This is a genomic window from Paenibacillus mangrovi, assembly GCF_022898935.1.
GTDB classification, from domain to species: domain Bacteria; phylum Bacillota; class Bacilli; order Paenibacillales; family Paenibacillaceae; genus Paenibacillus_AQ; species Paenibacillus_AQ mangrovi.
In genome coordinates this window covers 44,067-67,744 of record NZ_JALIRP010000010.1, presented here as the reverse complement: position 1 = coordinate 67,744, position 23,678 = coordinate 44,067, and the positions used below count along the sequence as shown (strand labels likewise).

Here is a 23,678-nt window from a genome sequence, read left to right as displayed (position 1 = left end):
ATATGGGTAAAGCAGCTGATCACCAGGCAATATCCCGTTGGCGGCTCATACTGGGCATGGCCGCCGAGGAGGAGCTGAACCGATGCAGCAGCAGCGGACATGTGGAGCTGACCAGCGATGAGCTGATTATGGACCGTGCGCTTGCAGCGATTTACGATCAAACGGTGGATACCGGAGAAGGCAGCACGGCTTCTTCAGGCTCACGAGCTCGCAGTGCAGGTCAAGGTAAATCCGCCCCCCGGCTGGCACAGTGGCTTGGGGATGTGCGTACTTTTTTTCCGGAAGACGTGGTTTCCGTTATACAGAACGATGCCATGGAGCGAAAGGGCTGGAAGCAGCTTTTGTTTGAGCCTGAGATACTTGCAACCGTAAAACCGGACATTCAGCTGGTCGGAACGCTGTTGTCACTCAAAGGCAAAATACCGGAGAAGACGAAAGATACCGCGCGGATGCTCGTACAGGCCGTGGTGGATGAGCTGGTGAAGCGGATGGAGCAGGATATCCAAAGGGCGGTCACCGGCGCATTGAACCGGAGGCAGCATACGCCGATCTCTTCATTAAGCGGAATTGACTGGAAGCGTACGATCCAAAGAAATCTCAAAAATTACGATGCCGGCCTGCAGCGGATCATTCCGGAAAGGTTTTATTTCTTTGATCGTGCCAAACGAAATAAGGAATGGACGGTCATCGTAGATATCGACCAAAGCGGCTCCATGGCGGAATCGGTTATCTGGGCATCGGTTATCGGATCGATATTTGCCAGCATACCTGCGCTCGATACCCACGTGGTTGTATTTGATACGGAAGTGGTAGATTTGACGGAACAGTGTGCGAATGATCCCGTGGATATGCTGTTTGGAATTCAGCTAGGCGGCGGGACGAATATCGATAAATCCGTGGCCTATTGTGAGCAGTTTATCCAGGAACCGAAAAAAACACTGTTTATCATCATCTCTGACCTCTATGAAGGAGGCAACCAGTCCAGGCTGATCCGGCGTATGCGGGAAATGAAGGAATCTGGCGTTAAGACGCTCTGCCTGCTCGCTTTGTCCGATGAGGGCAAGCCCTTTTACGATGAACAGTTGGCCAAGGCATTATCGAAGGATGGGACACCTTGTTTTGCCTGTACGCCTGCGCTGCTGCCGCAGTTGGTGGAAGGCGCGCTGAAAGGGCAGGATTTGTCGGAGCTAGCCAAGAGGCTGGCGTCCAAGGGGATATAAAAATAGCATTAATTCCGTTGCAAATCATATGTTATTTAATCATTAGAGGGGCGTCCAAAAAGCCGATTTCGGCTTTTTGGATGCCTTTCTGCATGGAACGGGACTATCACTGGATTGAAGGGTTATAATAGAGAGTGATAGGTGAATAAGATCTACGACCAGAACAGGAGGTTGGAACCATGAATTACACACCGGAAATCATTGAACGTACTCACACAGACCGCGGAGACATTCAGCTGCAAAAAAGAGAAAATCATTATGAAATCATCTACAACGGTACTTTTTTAATGGCAACGTATAATGGGGAGTCGGAAAGGCTGCTTGTGAGCAGAGCCTTGGAACGATGCAGGAGCCCTCACAGGGTATTGATCGGCGGCCTCGGGGTTGGATTTTCCCTAGAGGAAGCGTTATCCGATCCGAGAGTCGTGAAGGTCGATGTCGTCGAGATTGAGGAAGTGATTATTCAATGGAACCGCAAGCATTTGGCGCCGCTCTCGGGTTATGCACTCAATGACCCCCGCACCAATGTAATCCATACGGACCTGGTACAATGGATGAATGAATCCGATGAAACATACGATGCCATTTGTCTGGATATCGACAACGGCCCGGATTGGACGGTCTCGGAATCGAATACCGGACTGTATTCGGAAAAAGGCATTAACTCTGTAATCAGACTTATGAATCCGGGAGGAATCGTGTCCTTTTGGAGCGCAACAGCTTCGCCTCAGTTTGTGGATTACTTAAAGCTGTTTTTTGATGATGTCGCTGTGGAATCCGTTCCGCAGGAGCGGGGAGAACCTGACAATATCTATCTGGCTTCCTCTCCTAAGATAAAGCATTAACAACGGCACTTTTATACAGTTCGCTTGATTACGGAAGACACCGGCATTTGCCGGTGTCTTTTTAGCTCTATCAGAATATATAACTGTTCAATTAGATTCATTATGACAAGCTTCAAATAGCAAAAATATCCACATAAACATGCAGGTTTCATCCATGTTAATAAACAAAATATAGATATATGATATCAAAAGGAAATAGAGGGGACTCAGGTAAGGAATGGTTCCGGATGGAATTCCCCGTTATATTTTCTTCCATTATTGTAAGCGTTTCAAATAGAAAAGAAAGGAGGTTTACTCTCTAGAAAAAAAGTTTCGCTCACCAGATTGAATCGGCAATAAAAGCAATGACAATACGAGGAGGTTTAGATATGTTGTCAAGAATTAAGCGCCAACTCATTACATATCCCCTTGCGCTGACGCTTGTTTCCTCCGGGGTTACCGGCTTGGATATGGCCAAACCTAACGTTACGCATGCCGCAGGAGGGCCGGGACGCTCATCGATGTTAAATGTGGATTACGATAGTCTGGTCTCGCAGGCAGACCTCTATTTCAACAAACAAGTATCGGCTAGTTACTTGGGAATGCCAATCGGTAACGGTCGAGTCGGCGGGTTGGTATGGACGGAACCGACGAAGTTGAAAACCCAAGTCAACCGAGTTGATGTATTTGGTCACAACGGGGCTTCGTCGGCTACAAGCATACACGGCGATTACTTCGGTGCTGTTGGTAACGTCAGCGTCGATTTTGGCGGAACGGTATTCCCATCCAATAACGTTCCGCAGTATCTCTCGATGTATAACGCGACTGAGAACATTCAGGGGACGGACTTGACCGCGGATGTACTGGCATGGAGCGATCAAGACGTTATTGCCATTCAGGTGAATGACAACCGGACGACGCCTGCACCAATCAATATTGATCTGTCCATGACCCGGTCAGGGCCGCTTGAAACCAAAAACAAGTACACAGCGACTTCGGTCATCAGCCAGAACAACGGAAAGATTATACTCACCCAGAAGTACGAAGAGCCAACCGATACCAATCTCCCCATCAACAATTTCTATAATATGTCGGCAGCCGTCATCGACGTAGCGGGAAGAACGGCAACTGCAAGCCAGTTGGATGCCAAAACGATGCGGCTCTCCATTCCAGCAAGCACAGGAAGCTTTATCATTTTAATCGGCAGTGCTGCAAGCATGAATCATGCAGACGATGTGACAGCATTCGCCACGTCAGCAGTAGATACTGCCAGGAGCGCCGGCTACACCAACATATATAACTCCCACACGGCATGGTGGCACGATTATTGGTCTAAGTCGTTCGTCTCCTTCCCGGCCGTACAAGGAATGGGATACGACAAAGATTATGGCGCCCACTTCGTAAATTTCTATTACCTCATGGCCTCGTGCTTTAGAGGTGAATATCCTGCTAAATTTAATGGGCTACTATTCAACACTGATAACGGTAAGGCAATGTGGGGAACGGAATACTGGATTTTTAATGACAGCAGAGCTTATTACGGGTTAGAAACCGGAAACCATTCGGATCTTCTCGATCCGTTCATGAACATGATTACAAGAAATCTGAATAAATACCAAACAGCTGCCCAGCAACAGTGGGGAAGCCAGGGGCTCTACATTCCAGAGACATCACCCTTCGACGGACCCGAGGTATTACCGGACAATATCGCGGCTTCGCTCCAGAATAGCTTATTGAACGGTCTTGACCTCACGACAGAGGTAAAGAACTTCAGAAACAACAGAATTGCCGGATCTGATTCCAGATGGACGATAGACGGAACTGGTGGACAATGGAAATCGGGTTGGCATTCCCATCTCGTTTATGATACTGCCGATATTGCGAATATGTATTGGGATCGGTATTTGTACACGATGGATCTCGATTATCTGCGTACTACCGCATATCCGGTCATTAAAGGAGCCGCTGAGTTCTACCGTAATTTCCCGAACTTGAAGAAAGGTTCCGATAATAAATATCATATCTACAAAACGGGTTTTGCGGAAACAATCTGGGGAGCCGACGATATCTTGAATGACTTGAACTATATCCGAGGCCTTTTACCAACAGCGATTAAAGCAGCGCAGCTGCTGAATGTCGATTCCGATTTGATCCCGTTGTGGCAGGATATCGTCGACAATTTGGCTCCGAATCCGCTCAGTAGTGACTCGAATTCAATACTTAAGAGAACAAGAGCGGATGGCAAACCGACTTATGCTTTGGGGAGAAGCCCCATCATTTATTTACTACAGAGCGCTCCGACGGTCTGGGATGAGTACCAGGTAGAACTGCTTGACTTCGATCAGGTCAATCTTGAATCCAAAGCAAGCGGTGTTAACTTATATGCATGGGACCTGAACATGAATACGTTGGAAACGCAGCAAGCTTATAAGGATTACATGAATGGTCAAGTTGCAGGTCTAGGTGGACGCTCCTGGTCCAGGTTCATGACCGATGCAGCCCGAATGGGTCGAAGCGACTTGGTGAAATTGGGGCTAGCTTCGAATTTGAAACAGTGGCAAAGCTTGATCGTATCTAATCCGAACCGTCTTCCGTCCACGAACGGAGGAACACAGACGATGTCTATTCAAGAAGACGGCGTATTTGTAGAGGGAATGCAGAACGGATTGCTTCAGTCGTTAGCTAAAGGTCCAGGCGAAAACCCTGTGATTTATGCTTTTGGAGCGTGGCCAGCGGATATCGATGCGGCTTTCCAACTGCAAGCTAAAAAAGGATTCACTGTCACGGCGTCGCAAAGATCGAAGAACATCGAATTCGTAGAAATTCACTCCAGCCTCGGGCAAACCGCCGATGTCAACAACCCATGGGGAGCCGCGCAGAGCGTTGACTTGTATCGCAATGGCGTTAAAGCTGAGACTCTTACGGGAAGACTACTTAGCTTCCAGACATCTGTTGGGGAAGATGTAATTATTGTTAAATCGGGAACATCGCCTAGCCAGTATCAGAGGACGATCTCTTATGCTAAACCGATCTTCGTCAATGCAGGAAATAAGACTTTGCGAGCAGGTGAATCGACTCAGTTAGCCGTTGCAGGCTCGAACTTGTCCGGGGCTACGATCTCCTATGCGAGCAACAATTCTTCCATCGCTTCGGTTAGTAGTAGTGGTCTTGTTACAGCTAACGGGAACGGAACGGCCGTGATCACCGTGAACGCCATGTCAGGTTCGACGGTTATTGCCTCCGGACAAATTACGATTACCGTTTCTTCGCTCATTAACGATACGGATGCGGGAATATCCTATACGGGATCGTTCTCTTACTCGAATAACCGTAATTTAGGCGATTATGAGAACGACGTACACCAAACGCAAGCGAACAATGATTACTTCCAGTACACATTTACGGGTACGGGCATCGAATACATCGGTGTGAAAAACGGAGATATCGGTAACCAAGATATCTACATTGACGGCGTACTTGTACAAACAGTAAGCGGAACTGCTGCGAGATATACCCCTCAGGCGATAATTTACAGCAACAAAAACCTTGCGAGGGGAACACATACAATAAAAGTAGTGAAGAGATCGGGGTACTGGATGGTATTGGATGCGTTGAAGGTATACCGAGATTCCGAACTGAAGAGCATCACGGCGCCGGACGATATTACGGGACTGACGAATGGCACAGCCAAGACGATGGCGGCTCTAGGATTACCTGATCAAGTCGTCATGGTCACAGATACAGGGAATGTCAAAACCGATGTAACATGGGATGTGGATGCTTCGAGTTATGATCCGACCTTTAAGACTGCACAGACCTTTACTGTAAATGGAAAGGTAACGTTGCCCGAAGAAGTGGTGAATCCAAACCATGTAGATTTAGTAGTAACCATCACTGTAACTGTAAATGCAGAAGAAGTTGTGGATCAAGAAGCACCAACGACCACAGACAATGCGCCTGAAGGTTGGGTGAATGAAGATGTTACTGTACTCTTGGAAGCAACCGATAGTGGAACTGGAGTCGCTAGCACCCATTACATCGTAAATGATGGAGAGGAACAAACCGGCAATTCGGTTGAATTCACTGAAGAAGGCATACACACTCTGGTGTACTGGAGTGTAGACAAGGCAAGAAATGTAGAAGAGCGTCATAACGTAACTGTGAAGATCGACAAGACGGGACCGAACCTCATGGTTCAGCTAGATCCGGCGACGCTCTGGCCGGCAAATAACAAATTGGTGAAGGTGAATGCCAAACTGGATTCAAGTGATACCATGTCAGGAATCGCATCTGTCGTGTTAACCTCCATCACCAGCAATGAACCGGATAGCGGTGAAGGCGATATCGAAGCAAATTTGGGGTCTGAGGATACTTCGTTTAGCTTGCGCGCGACAAGATCTGGTGAAGGAACAGGTCGGATTTACACAATTACCTACACGGCTACAGACAACGCAGGCAACCAAACGGTTTCGACGGCAACGGTAACCGTGCCACATGATCAGTCCGGAAAGTAAAATAGTAGCACAATTCTAAGACAATCTAGCCCCCTATCATTTATCTATATTAGACATAATGATAGGGGGCTTCTTTTTATGGCGTCTTTGCTTTACTTATACGGATAACCTTACTTTGAAAATCACCATTGAAATCAAGCTTAATTCCGATAGCCATTAGCGCTTGCCCGCTAAAGAGTTGTTCCAAACCATCGATCTGATAGAGCCACTCACTCCGCAACCCCTTCAACCGTAATCTAGGAAGATTATTATTGAAGTTCCTTGAGTGTAAGAAAGCAAATACGACAGCTTCCTCTTGTTGTTCTCCTACATACATCACCGATGCGAGCGGGCCTTGGCTAGGCGATTTAAGCCGATATTGATCTCCGTCTTGAACGATATGCCTGATTTCCTTATATAAATAGATGAGTTCACGTGCCTCTTGCTGCTCTTCTGGACTCCATTTTAACAAATTATCACCAATACCCAAATTGCCCATCATGGCGCAATGAAAGCGATAGGTCAAGGTAAGCTTGCGGCTGCTTATCCAGCTCACTTCATCGGTGACCCATGATTCCATAATTTTGGAACAATAAGCATAAGAGAAGCCCTCTTGAATCTTCAGCCGGTCGAATGCGTCGGTATTATCGCTCGTCCAGACTTGGTCGAAATAACGCAGAATGCCCAGGTCGACCCGTCCTCCGCCGCCGGAACAAGATTGAAAGATCACCTCCGGGTGGGCTTGCTTTAGTTTCCGGGCTAATTCATAAACGCCTTCCGCATGCCGGAACCAAATTTCCTTTTGTTCTTCTCTCGGAGCTGAAGGATAACCTGGTTCGCTAAAGTTGCGATTCATGTCCCATTTGATGAATCGGATATTATGATCAGATAGTAGACGATCGATGCTTTCGAAGAGATACTGCCGTACGTCAGCTCTAGCCAGATTCAAAATGAGCTGATTACGAATCAGTGTGCTGTCCCTAGTTGGAAAGTGATAAACCCAATCTGGGTGCGTCCGATATAAATCGCTATCAGGGTTAACCATTTCAGGTTCGATCCAAAGTCCGAAATCCATGCCCAATTCGTTGACTTCCCGAATTAATCTGTGAAGACCGTTCGGGAATTTGACGGGATTGACGACCCAATCTCCAAGACCGGCTCTGTCGGAGTTTCTTGCTCCGAACCAGCCGTCATCCATGACGAATAATTCTACGCCTATCGACGCGGCGATTTTCGCCAGATGGATTTGTTGATCCTCGTTGACGTCAAAAGAGGTGGCTTCCCAGGAGTTATATAGAACCTTCCTTGGATTTGAACGGTGTTCGGCCGGAAGAACTTCTTCCCGCTGGTAGCGATGCAAATTTCGACTGACTGCGCCAAAACCTTCTTTTACGAATCCAAGGACTAATATCGGAGTAACGAAGTTGTCACCGGGCTTTAAATTCCAGGCAAAGTCGAAATCGTTGGTCCCCGCGCTGATTTTGACCATACCAAGCCTGTCTTTCTCAATTACGATTTTCCAATTCCCGCTGAAAGCCAATGCCCCGAAATAGACTTCGCCATGATCTTCTTGAGATTTGCTGTCACGATCTAACATGAAGAACGGATTGGTAAAATGGCTGGTCGTGCCTCGTCTGCTCTCCAAAACCAGCTTGGTATCCGGCAGCTGAGTATGACTAAGCTGCGTTTCGCCTGCCCATTTGCCCGACAGGTATGTGAGCCTGTAGGCTTCATCACGTGGTACATATAAGGAACCTGTTAGTGCTTGCTCCAAAAGGATGTTTGCGTTTCCACAATTTATGACTTCACTGTGCATTTCGAGCAGATCATACGCTGGAATGATCTTATAATGTAGGATGACCTCAAGTGGATAGAACGAATCTTTCATTTGAAGTGAAAGGACTCCGTCCGAAATCTTGAAATCGATGAAAACGAGCTTTAAATCACGGACACCGTCTTCGAACGTTGCCTTTAAGCAAGGTTCCGTGTAGGAGGCTTTTCCAAAGCCCATAAATGTCTCTTGATACACTTCACTGCCAACCGTATATGGATATTCCGCGATAAGCTCTGGTTCCGGATAATCGGACAAATAAGGAAGCTTTGCTCCGAAATAGGTTTGAATGATTGTCCCTGTTTTACTTAACCCCAATGCGTATGCGAAGCGTTCTCCCTCAAGAACCCATATTTTGCGTTCAGAATCGTGTTTAATCATGACGTTTCACCTCTTATCCCTTTAATGATCCCGACACCATGCCGGAAATGATATATTTTTGACAGACCAAATACAGAACCAACACGGGTAGCACGGTGAGTACGATAATTGTAAAGATCATATTCCATTCGTTGAAATGGACGCCGAAGTAGTTGTATATCGCATTGATCATACCTAATTTATTCTGTTTATTCAAAAGATAAAGTGGCGTGACGAAATCGTTCCATGCCCCTAGAAAATTTAAAATGAATCCAGTAATCGTAACAGGCATCAGCAATGGGAACACTACGCTAAAGAAGAGCCTTCCTAATCCGCATCCGTCGATAATCGCGGCCTCGTCCAGTTCTGTCGGGACGCTGCTAATGAAGCCGTAAAAGAGGAATACGGCGAACGGAATCCCAAGAGTCGCAAATACTAGAATAATGCCCGGAAACGTGTTTTGCAGATGAAGCGTCTGCAATACTTTGATCGTCGTAACATAATTTAATGGTGCAACGAGCCCCAGGAAGAAATAGTTGTAAATCATCTTGTTCCATCTATCTTTGTTGCGTACGAGAACGAAAGCCGCCATCGAGGTGACAAGGATGCTGATTGCTGCGGATACGGACGACATTAGTAAACTGTTGAAAAAGGAATGAAGAAGATTGCCGCCTTCGAATGCTTCCTTGTAATTGATCCACTGCAGCTTGTGCGGAAGGTTCATAGTTACGGTATTCGCATCCTCAGCCGTCTTGAGTGAATTGACGACAATTAAACTCAAGGGGCACAAGATAGATAAAGCAAGAATCCAGGTAAATAACTCCTTCATGATCAGCAAGAGCGGTTTTTGTCTCACGATGAAGCCTCCTCACGCGAAGACACAAGCTTAATCAGGTAAGCGATCATGAGTGTAAATATGAACGCGACCATGCTCAGCGCATTGGACATGCCGTATCTTCCCGTAGAAAATTCCTTGTAAACCTGGGTGTTGATGACTTCGGTCAAATCTCCAGGTCCTCCATTGGTCAGGGCATAGATGATTTCAAATACGCGAAGTCCGTGGATAATATTCAGAATCGTCGCGATCATCAGCGTTGGAATAAGGAACGGAATCGTAATTTGCGTAAACTGCTTCCATCTTCCCGCACCATCCAAGGCAGCCGCTTCATAGTAGGATTTTGAAATCGTCTGAAGCCCAGCCAGAATGATGACCATATTCCATCCGGCCATACGCCATATTTCAACGCCCATCGTGGAACCGAGTACGAAGTTCTTATCGGTCAGCCAGCTATGCGTCAAGTGATCCAGCCCAATAAATCTAAGAACCATGTTAAGCGGTCCATCCGGACCTAGAATAGAGATGAATATGATCCCGATAATGAGTGGCGACAGCATGTAAGGTAAGAAGAACACCGTTCGCAACACTTTTTTCGTTTTTAAACCTTCATTCAGTAGGAGTGCCAGAACCAAACCGATGCCCAATTTGAAAACAACGGTATACAACGTAAAAGAGAGCGTATGATAGATGCTTTTCAGGTACGAACCTGAGGAAAAGAAGATTTCTTTGTAATTATCCAGACCGATAAAAGAAATGGTTGGTTTCATATCCGACCAATTCGTAAACGAGTAATACAACCCCCCAAGAACAGGGAGGATGAAAAGAATCGTATACAGAATGAATGCAGGCATTACAAAAAGGCGGCTGTAGATTTTTTTATTTTGCATACAGATATCTCCTAATGTCTTGAGTGAATAGAAGAGGAGCCTGATGGATGAACGAATTGTCTACCTGCCAGGCTCCCGGTTAATAGCTCTATTATTGGAACATTTTCGCTCGGTCCGAATCGATTGCTTCCAGCACTTGTTTCGGTGTTTTACCACCAAGATACAGATCCTGTACCAATTTGCCGATGACAGATTGGTTCCAGAACTTAACTCCGCCTTCAAAGTCCAGCCCCGTTCCATCGGTTGCATTCGTAATAACGGAAGTGTAAGCATTGCTAGTTTTACCTTCGACGTCTGTAAAGGAGATCGGTCCTAAATCGGGACGCGCAGCATAGTACTTCTTCAAGTTTTCAGTCTTTGCCAAGAAGTCGAAATATTGTTTAGCCGCATCAATGACTTTCGAATCCTTATTAATTGAGCGAACGATACCGCCGGAGCTGGTGGCCCATGTCTTGTTGTCCGCAAGAGGAAGAGGGAACATACTCCAAGTATCGGCTTTACTGTCTGGAAATTTAGCCAATACTTCATTCTGGAACGTCGAGTACGTTAGCATCATGGCGTATTTGCCGGAGCCCATGGCGTCGACCGAATTTTCCCACGTTTGAGACAAGAAGTCTTTGCCGAAGAATCCTTTGTCCGCGAGTTCTTTCAATTGCGTCAGACCCGTTTCTAAGTCCTTTTGATCGGCCAATTTGGCTTGATTTGTGTTGAATTGATCATAGATTCCCGGAGTTTTCTTCGACAGCATGGAGCCCATTGTATTTAACAAAACTTCTTGATGCCATTCTGCTTTCCCAGGCTCGTAAATCGGTGTGGTACCTTTTGCAAGCAGCGCCTCGCACACTTTGACGAATTCTTGGTAGTTCGTCGGTACGGTTAATCCAGCTTGCTCGAACAATGCTGGATTGTACAGCACTCCCCAACCGTCCACGGACCAGGTATTAAGTGCAATGACCTTGCCGTTATATGTAGTTCCGGCCTTTGCCCAATCGGCATATCTGGATACCCATGGCTCGTTGCTCAAATCAAGCGCATGCTGGTCAGGCAAGAATTGTTCCATTGCTACGCCGCTTGGAGTTAAATAAACGTCAGGACCTTCGCCGGTTTGGAACTTAGATTTCAATACGTTAACGTATTGATCGTCGGGAGATATAAGGAATTCGATTTTATTACCCGTTTGAGCTTCGAAATCTTTGGCGAGTTCCTTGTCGATGTCTTTGGTCCAGTTGGCGGATGTCGCTACCGTAATCGTAACGGCACTCTTTTTGGTCGTCGCGCTATCAGGTGCGTTAGCTGATGAGGTTGTGGTGGAATTGGAATTCGATTCGGAAGAACCGCAACCTGTCAATAAACCAATTAATGCGACAGATGCGAAAATTTTGTTAACCCATTTGTTTTTATTAGAGCTGCTCATACGAACTGACGCCTCCTTTTAATCTCTATCTTTTGGGTGGCCAACCTTGAGTCTATAATAAGATATGTAGGAGATAAATTACATGGATTTTTTAAGCGTTTACATGTGGATATTTTCGCACTCACAGTTCAAAAAAATGATTGTAAATCCTATATTTCGATTTATATAATGTGGGTATATCTTGCGAGAGGATTTTCGCCCTAATGAAACCGAAAAGTATTCAAGCAAAGTTGTTTTACAATTATTCGTTATTAATCATTTCCGTCATTATCGTCATCGTCTTTTCGTTTTACTTTTATATTTCTGATATTTTACAGAGGAGTAAGTCCGAAGTACTATTTCAATTATCCGGACACATCTCTACCGAATTCGATTCTCAAATTAAAAACATGAACTCTGCGTCCACCAAAATCTTGTTTTCCGAACCACTTCACGAGTTATTTTTCTCCGATATGTTCGAAATCAATAAGTCTTCGATTGATCGGCAGCGCCGGTTTAACAATATTATTTTTCCGATCATAGGCTACGACAATCCCTTCAAACAAATCAACATGTTTCGCTTATCTGGTGAGTTCGCCAATATAGGAGACGTTTCACGGTTCACGATGTTTTCTCCAAGCCGAATGACATCTGTCCCTTGGGTTAACGATACGCTTCTCTTAAATGGAAAACGATACATCACACTTCCTCATTCGGATTCTTGGAAAGGGGGAAACGATCTCGTTATTTCTTTATGCCGGGCATTTCCGCCCGGCTGGGGCGAAAAAGTGTCTAGCATTCTCGAAGTGCAGCAGGATTATCAAGTATTCGCGGATATTATTGAGAATGCTCAAGTGAACCCAAATCTACAAACAAATAAGGACATCGAAATTTACGTGATGAACGAACAAGGGCTCCTGATTTATCCTCTAGGTTCAGAGGCAAGTGAGGCTGAATCACAAGCATATTGGAAATTGGTGAATGATAAGAGTAATGACCATTCTTCCAATTCGCTTATTAACTCTAACGGCAGAGATAAAAATATTATCGCTTACAGTTACTCGGAAGTATCGAATTGGACGGTTATCGCAGCGGAATCTAAAAAACGGCTTCTGGCACCCGTCAACACTTTTCGAAACATCATTTTATTGCTAGGGATATTAACGATCTTTATCACATTGGCAATCTCCTATTTGGTTTCTAGATCACTGACAATTCCGATTAAGAAAGTTCAGAAGTCCATTAAGCTTCTAAGTTTGAATACGCTTCCCCCGAAGACCGAATCCGATGTACCAAGCAGTCTAAATGAATTAGAACATCTGAATCTGGCATTTAACGAAATGCGTTTAAGATTACAACAATCTCTTGAGGAGACGGTCGCATCACGCGCGCACGAGCTAGAAGCCCATAATTTCGCGCTTCAGGCTCAGATGAATCCACATTTTCTCTATAATACAATTACGAACATTAGCATTTTGGCTGAGGAGAGCGGTCAACAATCGATTGTGGAATGGTGCGAGCGCTTATCGCAAATGTTGAGGTATATCTCATCAAATCATGCTGCTCCCGTACCGTTGTCCGAAGAGCTGGAGCATACGAGCAACTATTTAAATCTGATGAAGCTGCGTTATGAGGATAACATTCAATTCGTTATTGATGTCCCAGAGCCACTCCAACAAATTGAAGTACCGAAGCTTATCGTTCAGCCTATTGTCGAGAACGCTATGAAATACGGGATTCATGTTGAACCACCTTGGATTATCTCGATTACGGGAACTCTTTATGCAGATCGATGGGAGCTGATCATTCATGATAATGGTCACGGCTTCGAAGAGGAACGAATTCGTCAATTAACGGAACAGTTCAGGGCAACCGATCCTTTAGTCAAAATCCCGACATTACGAATTAATGGGATGGGTCTTCTGAATATTTATTCTCGATTGAAGCTGCTATTCGGTAATCGGTTTGCGATGAACATCGCGAATCATCCTCACGGCGGTGCGCTCGTATCGATTATCGTCAAACATGAACCTGGGGAGAGATCAAGATGAACACTTCCAAGCATAGGGTCGTTATCGTGGAAGATGAACCTAAAATCCGCAGAAACATTGCGCAAAAAATAGAAGGATCGGATTCCTACGAGATCGTCGGGATGGCTTCGGATGGAGTCGAGGCTATGAACGTTATTATGGAGCTTATGCCCGCTGTCGTCTTTACCGATATCAAAATGCCGAAGATGGATGGTCTGGAGCTGATACGTCGGGTCAAGGAAAATAGTCCGGAAATACACTTTGTGATTATCAGTGGATACGATGAATTTGAATATGCTCAATCCGCGATGAAGCTGGGCGTTCGTGATTATTTGCTTAAACCCGTCAGTCTTGAAGCCTTAAACGAATGTTTGAAGAATATAAGCGTTAGTCTGCAGTACCGAAACTATCAAATGACGAGAGAGATGCTAACGTTATCGATCAATGGGGCTCATGAAGGATTAGAGTCATTTACACTATCCAATCAATCGTTCGCTACCTTTTTGGTTTGCATAGGTAATCTTTGCGCTTCCGTTATTCCGCCGGAACAATATGAGTTATTCCGCGAGCTTTGGAGAGACGTATCCTTCGAATCGATCAAGAATCTTTTCCCTGGACAGAATGACCTCTGGATCGTCGTCGACGAGAAAGCGCCGAATCAGAAATTTGTGCTCGTATCCGCCGAGGATAAACATCCTGAAGAAATCCCAGCAATGGCTGCTGAGATACAGGCTTGTCTATCTAAATATTCCAGGGGGCTACCCGTTCAAGTCTGCCATCATGAGTTTTACGTAAACTGGACTGATATTTGGAAGCAAGCCCAGACCATCCGAGGCCTCTTGGATCGCGAATTGGTACCATGCAAATCCAGTATTCTACTCACCTCTAATAAATCGGAAACTCCATTCGCTTCTTATATGGCAGATCAGGTGTTGAAAAATAAAGTGAATGCATTGATCCAGTCTGGACAGACGGATATACTCAAGAATGAGCTCTTCCAAGTGTTCAAACAATGGGAAAATGCCGAATACCCTCAACGGCTTCTGGAGAAGGTTACAATGCATTTGATCAGAAGCATTCATTTACAAACAGGAGTGCTCTCCGAGGAGAAGCTATTTTCTTTGGAGTCCGAGCTTTATTCCAAGCTGGCCATTTGTCCTGAACTGTCCGTTTTCTTCGGTCATCTATGGGAGTTGATAGAGAAGATGATTTTGATCGGGGATGAGGATTATGATACATATCAACTTGTCAAACATGTCGCCAACTATTTAGAATTAAATTATACGAAAGATATCAATCTCGAAGAGCTGGCGATAAGATTTCATTTTACGTCGTCTTATTTATCCAAGATATTTAAAAAGCATTACCGGGAGACACCGCTCAAATATATCATTAAATTAAGAATCGAAGAAGCGAAGAGATTGATCATTGAGAATCCTGAGCGCGAAGTTGGTAAAATCGCGGAAATCGTTGGCTATGCCGATCAACATTATTTTAGCCGGGTATTCAAGAATGCAACTGGGATGAGTCCTTCCGAATTTAGATATCAAAATCCATAGAAAGGCCGCACTGCATGGCAGTGGATAATCGAATATTAACGTGTGAAAGGATGCTATTACATGAGGAGTACAAGCGAGCTGTATCGCCTGGATGCTCCTAATACAGCTGTACAGGAGAAAGTACAAAACCTGCCGCTGACACCCGGAGTCTATCTGATGAAAGATGCCCATGGGGGCATCATATACGTAGGTAAGTCCAAAAGCCTGAAAAAACGTGTGCAGTCCTATTTTTATAACAACAAATCACATGCCCCCAAAATTAAGAAGCTCGTTCAGCATGTGAAGGATCTTGACATCATTCAAACGGATACCGAATTTGAGGCTTTTATGCTGGAGTGCAGCCTAATCCACCGATACAAGCCAATGTATAATCGGAAGATGAAAAATCCGTTAGCTTACACCTACATTGTCATTCCTGCTGTTGATGGTCTCCGCCGCATCAAAATCACAAATTGCCTGGAAACAGCTCCCGATCGGATCGTATTTGGACCTTATACCGCAGGCAGAATTACGGTTGAAAAAGCGGTGGAGCAGATACTGGAATGCTTCAAAATCGCCTGCAGTCAGACGGTAGCAAGTGCAAGCAGGCCATGCTTGAACCATTCGCTCGGATTATGCCTAGGGATGTGTCTCGGCGGAAGCAGCTTACTCGAATACAATCAGCTCATGGACCGTTTCATCGGGCTGCTGGATGGATCAGATAAGAGCTTGTATGAAGAAATGGAGAAACGGATGACGGATGCTGCAGAACGGTTTGACTTTGAAGCTGCGGCGAAATGGAGAGACTGTGTCCAATCAGTTCAGTTCCTTAGGCAAAAGGAGAAGGTGATTGAATATGCCGAACAAAACTGCAATATCGTGATCTATGAGCATATGGACGATGAAACCATCAAGCTGTTTTTAATCAAGCGGAGCTCGATTTTATTTAGTAGAAAATTTTCTGTGAATGAAAACGGCTTGGGGATGGGTCAACTTCAGACGGAAATAAAAATGCTCATTTGGGGGTATTTCAAGCGGGACGAATCCGCCTATTCGGAAGAAGTGGTCAGAGATGAGATTGATGAGGCGCAAATCGTATACAGTTATCTACAGAGTAGTGCCGACCGCTATCTGGTCATTCCTGATGAATGGCTTGAGATGGAGGAGCAGTCCAAGCTCGATCAAGGTCTTGAATTATGGCTGAATCAACAACAGGGATAGGCTGCAAAGAATAATCCGGATTCATTGACAATATACTAATGACAACCAGCCTCGGGAAAATTCCGGGGTTTTTGTTTGAGGTAAAACGGCGCAATATCTAAAAAAATGCGAAAGTAGCGAAGGGGACGGAATCGATCTGAAGAAGCGGCAGCGTTCGCCTTTGTCTCCGAATTTCTACTATGTTGAAAAATAAAATCAAAGAAATTTGGAGACAACAGCGATCGGAGGATCGATCCGTAACCGTAGCGGCCAGCTCGCTAAATTATCAAGAACTAAAGGAAAAATATAACACTTTCACGAATATTTCCATAAACTTCAAAAAAGAAAAGCGGTGATTACTGTGGCGAAGACTCTGCTTGAAGAAATGGGAGAACGCTTGAAGGCGGCAAGGATCAACAGGAAACTGACGCAAATGGAAGTATACAAACTGACACAAATTGATCCAGATACGATCCGTTTATATGAATCAGCTCAGGCTGAACCTGATTTGATTGCGTTATCCAAGCTTGCTGACACCTACAAGGTATCTCTGGATTGGATGATCACCGGCTTTGAGTTCAATTCAAGGAGCAGACTTTTTGCTGCTGAAAGAGAAGTTAGACGCTTACAAAAGATCGTTGATGAGCAGGCAAATATGCTTACAACGATTCAGAAAGTGGTGAACGGCGGAGTAATGGATTCGATGCCTGCAAAACGATTAGGTAGTTAAATTCGCAATAGGTAACTTGCTAACGAATGGAGAGAATAGAACATTGAAAGACACCATTGTAGAGAAAATTCATGAGATTGAGCGTGAACATCTGGTCAAAGTCCTGTTTGCCGTTGAATCCGGCAGCCGGGCTTGGGGATTTCCGTCACGAGATAGCGACTACGATGTTCGATTTGTATATATTCACAAGCCTGAATGGTATTTGTCCATCGATGAGAAGCGGGATGTCATCGAAGTTCCGATCAACGACATGCTGGACATCAACGGCTGGGACATCAGGAAGGCGCTCAAGCTTTTCCGGAAATCAAATCCGCCGCTGCTCGAGTGGCTTGTTTCGGACATACACTATTACGAAGCCTACGGCTTCAAAGAAGAGATGCTTCATCTGAGAGACCGAGTTTTCTCGCCAAGAGCATCAGTTCATCATTATCTAAACATGGCCAAAGGAAACTTCAGAGAGTATTTGCAGGGGGAGCAGGTGAAGATTAAAAAATACTTTTATGTCCTTAGGCCGATTCTGGCTTGCAAATGGATTGAAAAGTATAACACGAACCCTCCTATTCTGTTCCAAGATCTGGTTCATGAGCTAGTTACGGAACCGGAGCTGAAGGCGGCAATAGAAGATTTGCTAAGAAGAAAAATTGCGGGAGAAGAGTTGAACCTTGAGAAACGTGTGGATGTCATCAATGATTTTATTGAAAAAGAGATTGCTTACTTGACAGAGTTTTCCAACTCGACTCAAACCGACATGAATGACCCAACAGACTTGCTCGACCAGTTGTATAGGAAGTATTTAAAAGTCGTCTGGAACTTTGGATAAGAGGTGTTGATTTGAACGCAAAAGGGACGACCGGAAGAAACCGGTAGTCCCTTTTTACATTGAGGACCGTAATATCACACATTGAATTTTACTATTGTAATGAATTATTGAAAGATATCAAGTTCTAGTGAACTGATGGCAAGAATAAAGGCCCCAATCATGGTGAGCACGCCTCCAACTTTACACATGAAATAATAAAAATCGCTTGGCTCCGGATCGTTCACCCAAACCGAACGCAACGAGATGAGAAACATGAAATTTTGGAATTTTTCATACCGGAATCCACACCAGCCGTATATTAGTAAGACAAACGATAAGATAAAAAGCTCGACGTTGCCTCGCTTGTAATGATAATCAGCATACGCAGCGGTCACAAGAGAACTTGGCACATATTCTTCTTCACCAGGTTGAAGTATTCTCCAATTGCCAGAATATACAATCACCCCAGGTATAAAAAGCTCCCCTTTCTCATCAAAGCTGAGTAAATATCCGGATTGATCTTCAACCTTATATCGATGGCCACTCGGATATGTCACCTGATACGTTTGGCTGTTCGAGTCCGCCGTATGTTGAATAGAATATTCTTCGTTGTTAATGATGACTTTTCGGTCTTGATCAAGTACATGAACTTCTATGGAAGGACCTGAAAACGTATGGTAAATGAGGAGATTGTCTTGCTCAGATCCCTTTTTATACATATGAGTATTTAGATAAAACACTTTTTCGGAAAAATACGATTTCGCAAACCAAGTTAGTAGAAATGCTGCGACTATAAGGCAGAAGATAATGATTAGGGTGGAGAGCTTCATTCTCTTGATCGAACGGGTTCTTAGAATAATAGATCATCCCCTTTGCATGTGCTTCAGATGAATCTAAAAAGACAGCGATCAGTTCATCGCTGCCCTCTATAAATGGTATTATTTTGCCAAAAGATTAATGTGGTCCAAGTTCGTGCTGCTGTTAAAGATGAATTCCAGTTTGTAATCTCCGCGGATGTACGTGAGTTTGGTTTGCGTAGTCTTACCGTTCTTGAATGTCGTCGTGGAATTCGGGGCAAACCAGTTCTGTTTCAGCATTTTCATCGTAATCCCGCCGATATTGGTTTGGCGTTCCACATTGGTTCCGAAATAACGAATTTCGTGAATCTTGTTTTGTTTATAAGAGAAGGCATAGCCGGGATGACCCATTTCAGCGCCATACAGGTCAAAGTCATTCGCATTTTTACCTGGTACTGTAGGCTCGCCAATGGCTTTGATGACGTTTTGTTTGGTGCTTTTTCCAACCGTGAGGCCGCTCACGGAACCCGGAAACTGACCTTTCAAAGCAGGTTTATAAAAGCTGTTCAGCGTTTTGATGGCCTGCTCGGTCGCGTAGTTATTAGTGCTTGCTGCTGCGGCAGCTTCTGCGTGATGTGTAGGGAAAACGATATGATCTACTCCAAGTGCGCTTAGTCCCACGACTCCCGCCATGGTAACGGCGATTATGGTTTTTTTAGCTGTTTGTTTCATGTTCATATGGTATCCTCTCCTTGTAACATGTTTTAACACATGTTTTCTTTATTATCCAACTATTGTGAGTTTTGTTTCTTTTTACATCATAGTAGAACCGGAAAGTGATTGTGTTACGAATCTATGAAAAGGATGTTTCAGTTTTGAAACCGGGCGGTTTTAACTACTCTTGTGTGCTCGTTTCCAGGACCGGACAGAATCCAGGATTCGACGAACACATCAGCTCGGTGAATTGTGGTTGTAGCTTGGAAAGCGCCGCGAAATAACTTGAGATGACATGATTGGCGCCTACTGATCCATTTTGAAAACGCTGGGACGACAAGGTGTGGACATGACTGTAATAGTATTTTTTTTCTCGCTTCGGCAGCTTGTAGACCGTTGGTGGAGCATGTGTAACGACATCAAACAGATTGGCGCTACGATAGCTATTCCGAACATACTTCGTAAAAGCCTTGGCAAAGGCTGGATCGCCTACTCGAGGAGACCCGTAAGTAAATAGGATGGGGAAACAGAATGCGGTATTAGCCGCAATATCAATCGCGCATAATGTCGCAAGTGCTGCACCGAGACTATGACCTGTTATATATAGTGTCTTTAAGGGAGACAACTTGGCAAGTTCAGCAATAATTCGTCCGCGGGCGGAAGAATATATGTCTGTAAACCCGCGATGTGTAAGACAGTCTTCCTTAATATATTTAAAGCTCTTTTGAGAAGCGATCATGTCAGATATCCAATTTGTCTTCGAACTGGTCCCCCGAAAGGCAATGATGATCTCCTGCTGAGACTCCAGAATAAATCCGAAGCGTTCCCATACGCTCGTAATGGATTTCGCTTTAATGGTATCACGGACCGAATAATTCAGTGGAACGATAAACGAACCGTCCGTATTCGAAAATTGTGCATAGGTCTGTCCACAGATTGCTGCCAGAAAAATAGCCCGCTTCTCCAGATCCTCCATCATACTCACATGCATCCCACCTTTCCTCCTACACTATATTAGAGAGAGGAAGGAGAGGTGCCAGCGGGACAGCTTTGCTCTGATGGGGATGATATTTTTAGATGGAGCAATAATGACAGAAATCGCTGTGAAAATAGGATAAGCACGCCGTTGTTTCCTTTGGTGAGCTTATCCTTTTGGGTGTGGTGTTTAAAATTTTAGACTTTTGAATTTTTGGTGTCTAATAAAACGAACATTCGTAAGATGCTACAAATTTAACCGCTTAAGCTTATTGTAGAGCGTTGCTCTCGAGATGCCGAGCCGCTTCGCGATCGCAAGTTTATTGCCATTGGCCGATTCAAGTGCCTGCATCAAAAGATTGCGTTCGAATTCGTCGAGTTTGGCCTGAAATGCCGTTCCGTCCAATTCTGTAATGTTCAGTTCATCTGCTGCTGGGCCGGGAGTACTTCGCGTTTTATCTCCTGAATAAATATTTGCGGGCAAATATTCGCGCTTAATTTCCCCGTCGGTGGAGAAAATAATGAGCCGCTCGATCGTGTTTCGAAGCTCCCGAATGTTGCCCGGCCAATCATATTGAAGCAAATCCTCAAATACATCGGGAGTAAATGTTTGGATATGACGGCCGTAAACGAGTGAAAATTCGTGCAGAAAGGACTGCGTTAGTTCATATATATCTTCTTTGCGTTCCCGCAAGGGAGGAATGTCCAAGGATACGACGTTCAGCCGATAATAGAGATCCTCGCGGAAGGAGCCTTCTGCGATCATTTTTTTCAGATCACGGTTTGTAGCCGCGATAATTCGGCAATCTGCTCTTTTCAGCTGAGTACCGCCGACCGAAAAATAATTTTTCTCCTGAAGAACACGGAGCATCTTGACCTGCATATCCAGAGGCATTTCCCCGATTTCATCGAGAAATAGCGTCCCTCCATTGGCTAATTCGATTTTACCTTTCTTTCCTTTCGGATCAGCTCCGGAGAAGGCACCCCTCTCGTAACCAAAAAGTTCGCTCTCAAACAGTGCGGCCGGGATCGCACCGCAATTGATCGCGATAAACGGAGCATTGCTCTGTTCACGGGAATTGTGAATTGCCTGGGCGAACAATTCTTTTCCTGTGCCGCTTTCACCCTGGATCAGGACCGTCGCTTTCGTAGTACTGATCTTCTTGATGGTGTTGATGCAGTTTTTTATCGTGGTGCTCGTTCCCTTGATGTGTTGGAAAGGATCGCTTGAAGGACTGAGCATCGCGACTTCCTTCTGCAGATGATGGACCTTGCTTGTCATTTGCAGCAATTCTTGATGAAGTCTCATCTGTGTGGTTAGATCCGATTCAGCAGCTACAGCACCGATGATCTTATCGTCTAATTTGACGGGGTTTGAGTTAATGAGGACAAACATATCCTGGCGCGGCCTATGCTGCATCCTGTGAACGGATTCGCCGGTTTCAAGCGTTTTAAGCGATTGCAGACGATCGACAGCGAAGAAATCCGAAGCGGGCTTTCCGATGATCTCGTGTCGCTGGATTGAGAAAATATGCTCTGCGCCGGACGTCCAGACAGCTACATGTCCTTCCTCATTAATAAGCGTAATCGCGACATCCGGGTTAAGCGCTTCCAAAGTCGTCGAAAAATAAGCTTCCAAGTACCTGTGGGCCTGCACGGTTGATTCGATGATATCGTGGGCTGAGACATAACCGACAGGCTGACTATTCTTCATGGCAAGCACGAGAGAGCAGGAACCGAAGACTGGAGCGATGTCGGTCAACGAATCTTCTACATTGACGGTTCGGACTTCCATCATGTGTGACGAATTTAAGGAGTCATTGACGTCAGATGACCGGTTTAATAGCGAATAATAGCCAGCTTCGTTTTTCAGAAATACAGGGAATTCCTCCGCTAATCCATAGCTGTCTTGGAGTGCTGCGAGATCAGCCTGATTGATGATTCTGTAATCCGTTCGAATAAGACTTTTCAGACTGGGCAATAGATGCTTCATTCGGCTGCCCCCTTATATATGACGAATGTATGCTTTCATTGTTAGGGTCATTATACCCAGCCTGATTTATGGTGTAAATATTTTTAGACTATTTGAACATATTTTTGACGACCATCCATAAGTTTGCGGGTTTTTCGGCCAGTCGGCGCGTATAGTAGGGATACCACATGGTGCCGTATGGCATATAGCATCGGATGCGGTATCCGTCTCTGGCCAGCTGCTCCTGATCGTTCATTCGCAAGCCGTACAGCATCTGAAATTCAAAAGCGTCCTTGGAAATGCTGTGCTTGGCAGCATAATCCTTAACCCATTCAATCACGCGGTCATCATGGGAGGCGATGGCAGTGTAAACCCCTTTGTCCAAATGCATCCTGATGATTTTCTTGTAGTTGTTAATGACTTCGCTCATCTGTTGATAAGCAACCGTTCCCGGTTCTTTGTAAGCACCTTTAACCAAACGAAGTTTTACCTTCGCATCGATCAATTGTTTTACGTCTTCTTCTGTGCGGAACAAGTAGGCTTGAATGACGGTACCGACATTGGTGAGGCCTTCCGCGTGCAGCCGCAGGACGATATCAATCGTCGCTTGGGTGAACGGCGTATCCTCCATATCGATGCGTACGAAATTGTTATGTTTTTTGGCTTGGCTGACAACGGCCCGAATATTGCTATAACAAGCCTCTGGATCGAGAGCGAGACCCATTTGGGTGGGTTTCAAGGAGACATTGGAATTTACTCCGCGTTCCGCGATGCCGTCAATGAGACGGATATACTCTTCCTTGTAACCAGTCGCTTCCGATAATTGTTTGATGCCTTCCCCCAAATGATCCAGGGTGACCATGATGCCTTTGCTGTTCAGGTTTTCTATTTCGGCCAAGGCCTCGGCCAAGGTATCGCCTGAAATGAATTTGCTTGCTAATTTCTTTCCATATTTAAGGGACAGCTTCTCGACCAGCGTATTGCCGGAAATCGAGAGCAGCACCTTACGGTATAATTCGGTACTGTCCATGGGTTGTTCCCCTTTCAGGTGTTATATGTTGTCGTAATTCGAGCTCC

General features: G+C 45.1%; 17 protein-coding genes. 8 read left to right on the top strand and 9 right to left on the bottom strand.

Translation table 11 applies throughout. The annotated features are described in order from the left end of the window. Positions 1-2: 2 nt before the first annotated feature. The 3 genes from MUG84_RS21300 (at position 3) to MUG84_RS21290 (ending at position 6,558) form a co-directional block, all read left to right on the top strand. On the top strand, positions 3-1,220 hold the full coding sequence (locus tag MUG84_RS21300; RefSeq protein WP_244728708.1) for a VWA domain-containing protein: 1,218 nt from the start codon (positions 3-5) through the stop codon (positions 1,218-1,220). A 179-nt stretch (positions 1,221-1,399) separates the two neighbouring features. After that, positions 1,400-2,065, top strand: coding sequence for a spermine/spermidine synthase domain-containing protein (locus MUG84_RS21295; RefSeq protein ID WP_244728706.1), 666 nt, complete (start codon positions 1,400-1,402; stop codon positions 2,063-2,065). Positions 2,066-2,433: 368 nt separating this feature from the next. Next, the gene (locus MUG84_RS21290; RefSeq protein WP_244728704.1) at positions 2,434-6,558 is read left to right on the top strand and encodes an OmpL47-type beta-barrel domain-containing protein; all 4,125 of its coding nucleotides are present in this window, start codon (positions 2,434-2,436) and stop codon (positions 6,556-6,558) included. Positions 6,559-6,634: 76 nt separating this feature from the next. On the opposite strand, the gene MUG84_RS21285 is transcribed toward MUG84_RS21290, so the two are convergent. The 4 genes from MUG84_RS21285 to MUG84_RS21270 all read right to left on the bottom strand — a co-directional run bounded on the left by MUG84_RS21285 (position 6,635) and on the right by MUG84_RS21270 (position 11,867). Next, on the bottom strand, positions 6,635-8,749 hold the full coding sequence (locus tag MUG84_RS21285; RefSeq protein ID WP_244728701.1) for an alpha-galactosidase: 2,115 nt from the start codon (positions 8,747-8,749) through the stop codon (positions 6,635-6,637). 13 nt (positions 8,750-8,762) lie between these two features. Continuing rightward, entirely contained in the window at positions 8,763-9,584 is an 822-nt protein-coding gene (locus MUG84_RS21280) for a carbohydrate ABC transporter permease (RefSeq protein ID WP_244728698.1), read from the bottom strand. Beyond that, positions 9,581-10,453 (bottom strand): carbohydrate ABC transporter permease, encoded by an 873-nt coding sequence (locus MUG84_RS21275; protein WP_244728696.1) that lies wholly within the window; start codon positions 10,451-10,453, stop codon positions 9,581-9,583. The genes MUG84_RS21280 and MUG84_RS21275 overlap by 4 nt, the downstream gene beginning before the upstream one ends. 91 nt (positions 10,454-10,544) lie before the next feature. Further along, positions 10,545-11,867 carry an ABC transporter substrate-binding protein gene (locus MUG84_RS21270; protein WP_244728694.1) on the bottom strand — a complete coding sequence of 441 codons (1,323 nt, stop codon included), beginning with the start codon at positions 11,865-11,867 and terminating at the stop codon, positions 10,545-10,547. A 203-nt stretch (positions 11,868-12,070) separates the two neighbouring features. On the opposite strand from MUG84_RS21270, the gene MUG84_RS21265 reads away from it, so the two are divergent. The 5 genes from MUG84_RS21265 (at position 12,071) to MUG84_RS21245 (ending at position 18,164) form a co-directional block, all read left to right on the top strand. After that, positions 12,071-13,897 carry a sensor histidine kinase gene (locus MUG84_RS21265; protein ID WP_244728683.1) on the top strand — a complete coding sequence of 609 codons (1,827 nt, stop codon included), beginning with the start codon at positions 12,071-12,073 and terminating at the stop codon, positions 13,895-13,897. Continuing rightward, positions 13,894-15,435: a response regulator gene (locus MUG84_RS21260; protein ID WP_244728681.1), complete on the top strand. Its 1,542-nt coding sequence runs from the start codon at positions 13,894-13,896 to the stop codon at positions 15,433-15,435. The genes MUG84_RS21265 and MUG84_RS21260 overlap by 4 nt, the downstream gene beginning before the upstream one ends. Positions 15,436-15,495: 60 nt before the next feature. After that, positions 15,496-16,635 (top strand): GIY-YIG nuclease family protein, encoded by a 1,140-nt coding sequence (locus tag MUG84_RS21255; RefSeq protein WP_244728674.1) that lies wholly within the window; start codon positions 15,496-15,498, stop codon positions 16,633-16,635. Between the two features lie 340 nt (positions 16,636-16,975). After that, positions 16,976-17,344, top strand: coding sequence for a helix-turn-helix domain-containing protein (locus MUG84_RS21250; RefSeq protein WP_244728659.1), 369 nt, complete (start codon positions 16,976-16,978; stop codon positions 17,342-17,344). A gap of 43 nt (positions 17,345-17,387) precedes the next feature. Then, positions 17,388-18,164 carry a nucleotidyltransferase domain-containing protein gene (locus MUG84_RS21245; protein ID WP_244728656.1) on the top strand — a complete coding sequence of 259 codons (777 nt, stop codon included), beginning with the start codon at positions 17,388-17,390 and terminating at the stop codon, positions 18,162-18,164. Positions 18,165-18,268: 104 nt separating this feature from the next. Here the strand turns inward: MUG84_RS21245 and MUG84_RS21240 are convergent, their stop codons facing one another. From MUG84_RS21240 to MUG84_RS21220, 5 genes are all read right to left on the bottom strand, one after another. Then, positions 18,269-18,973: a DUF6199 family natural product biosynthesis protein gene (locus MUG84_RS21240; protein ID WP_244728654.1), complete on the bottom strand. Its 705-nt coding sequence runs from the start codon at positions 18,971-18,973 to the stop codon at positions 18,269-18,271. A gap of 108 nt (positions 18,974-19,081) precedes the next feature. Beyond that, positions 19,082-19,678 carry a YjgB family protein gene (locus MUG84_RS21235; protein WP_244728653.1) on the bottom strand — a complete coding sequence of 199 codons (597 nt, stop codon included), beginning with the start codon at positions 19,676-19,678 and terminating at the stop codon, positions 19,082-19,084. Between the two features lie 157 nt (positions 19,679-19,835). Continuing rightward, positions 19,836-20,633 carry a lipase family protein gene (locus MUG84_RS21230; protein WP_244728866.1) on the bottom strand — a complete coding sequence of 266 codons (798 nt, stop codon included), beginning with the start codon at positions 20,631-20,633 and terminating at the stop codon, positions 19,836-19,838. A gap of 243 nt (positions 20,634-20,876) precedes the next feature. Then, on the bottom strand, positions 20,877-22,622 hold the full coding sequence (locus tag MUG84_RS21225) for a sigma-54 interaction domain-containing protein (RefSeq protein ID WP_244728651.1): 1,746 nt from the start codon (positions 22,620-22,622) through the stop codon (positions 20,877-20,879). Between the two features lie 88 nt (positions 22,623-22,710). Then, complete coding sequence (locus tag MUG84_RS21220) at positions 22,711-23,631, bottom strand: proline dehydrogenase family protein (protein WP_244728649.1); 921 nt, start codon at positions 23,629-23,631, stop codon at positions 22,711-22,713. Positions 23,632-23,678: the final 47 nt, after the last annotated feature.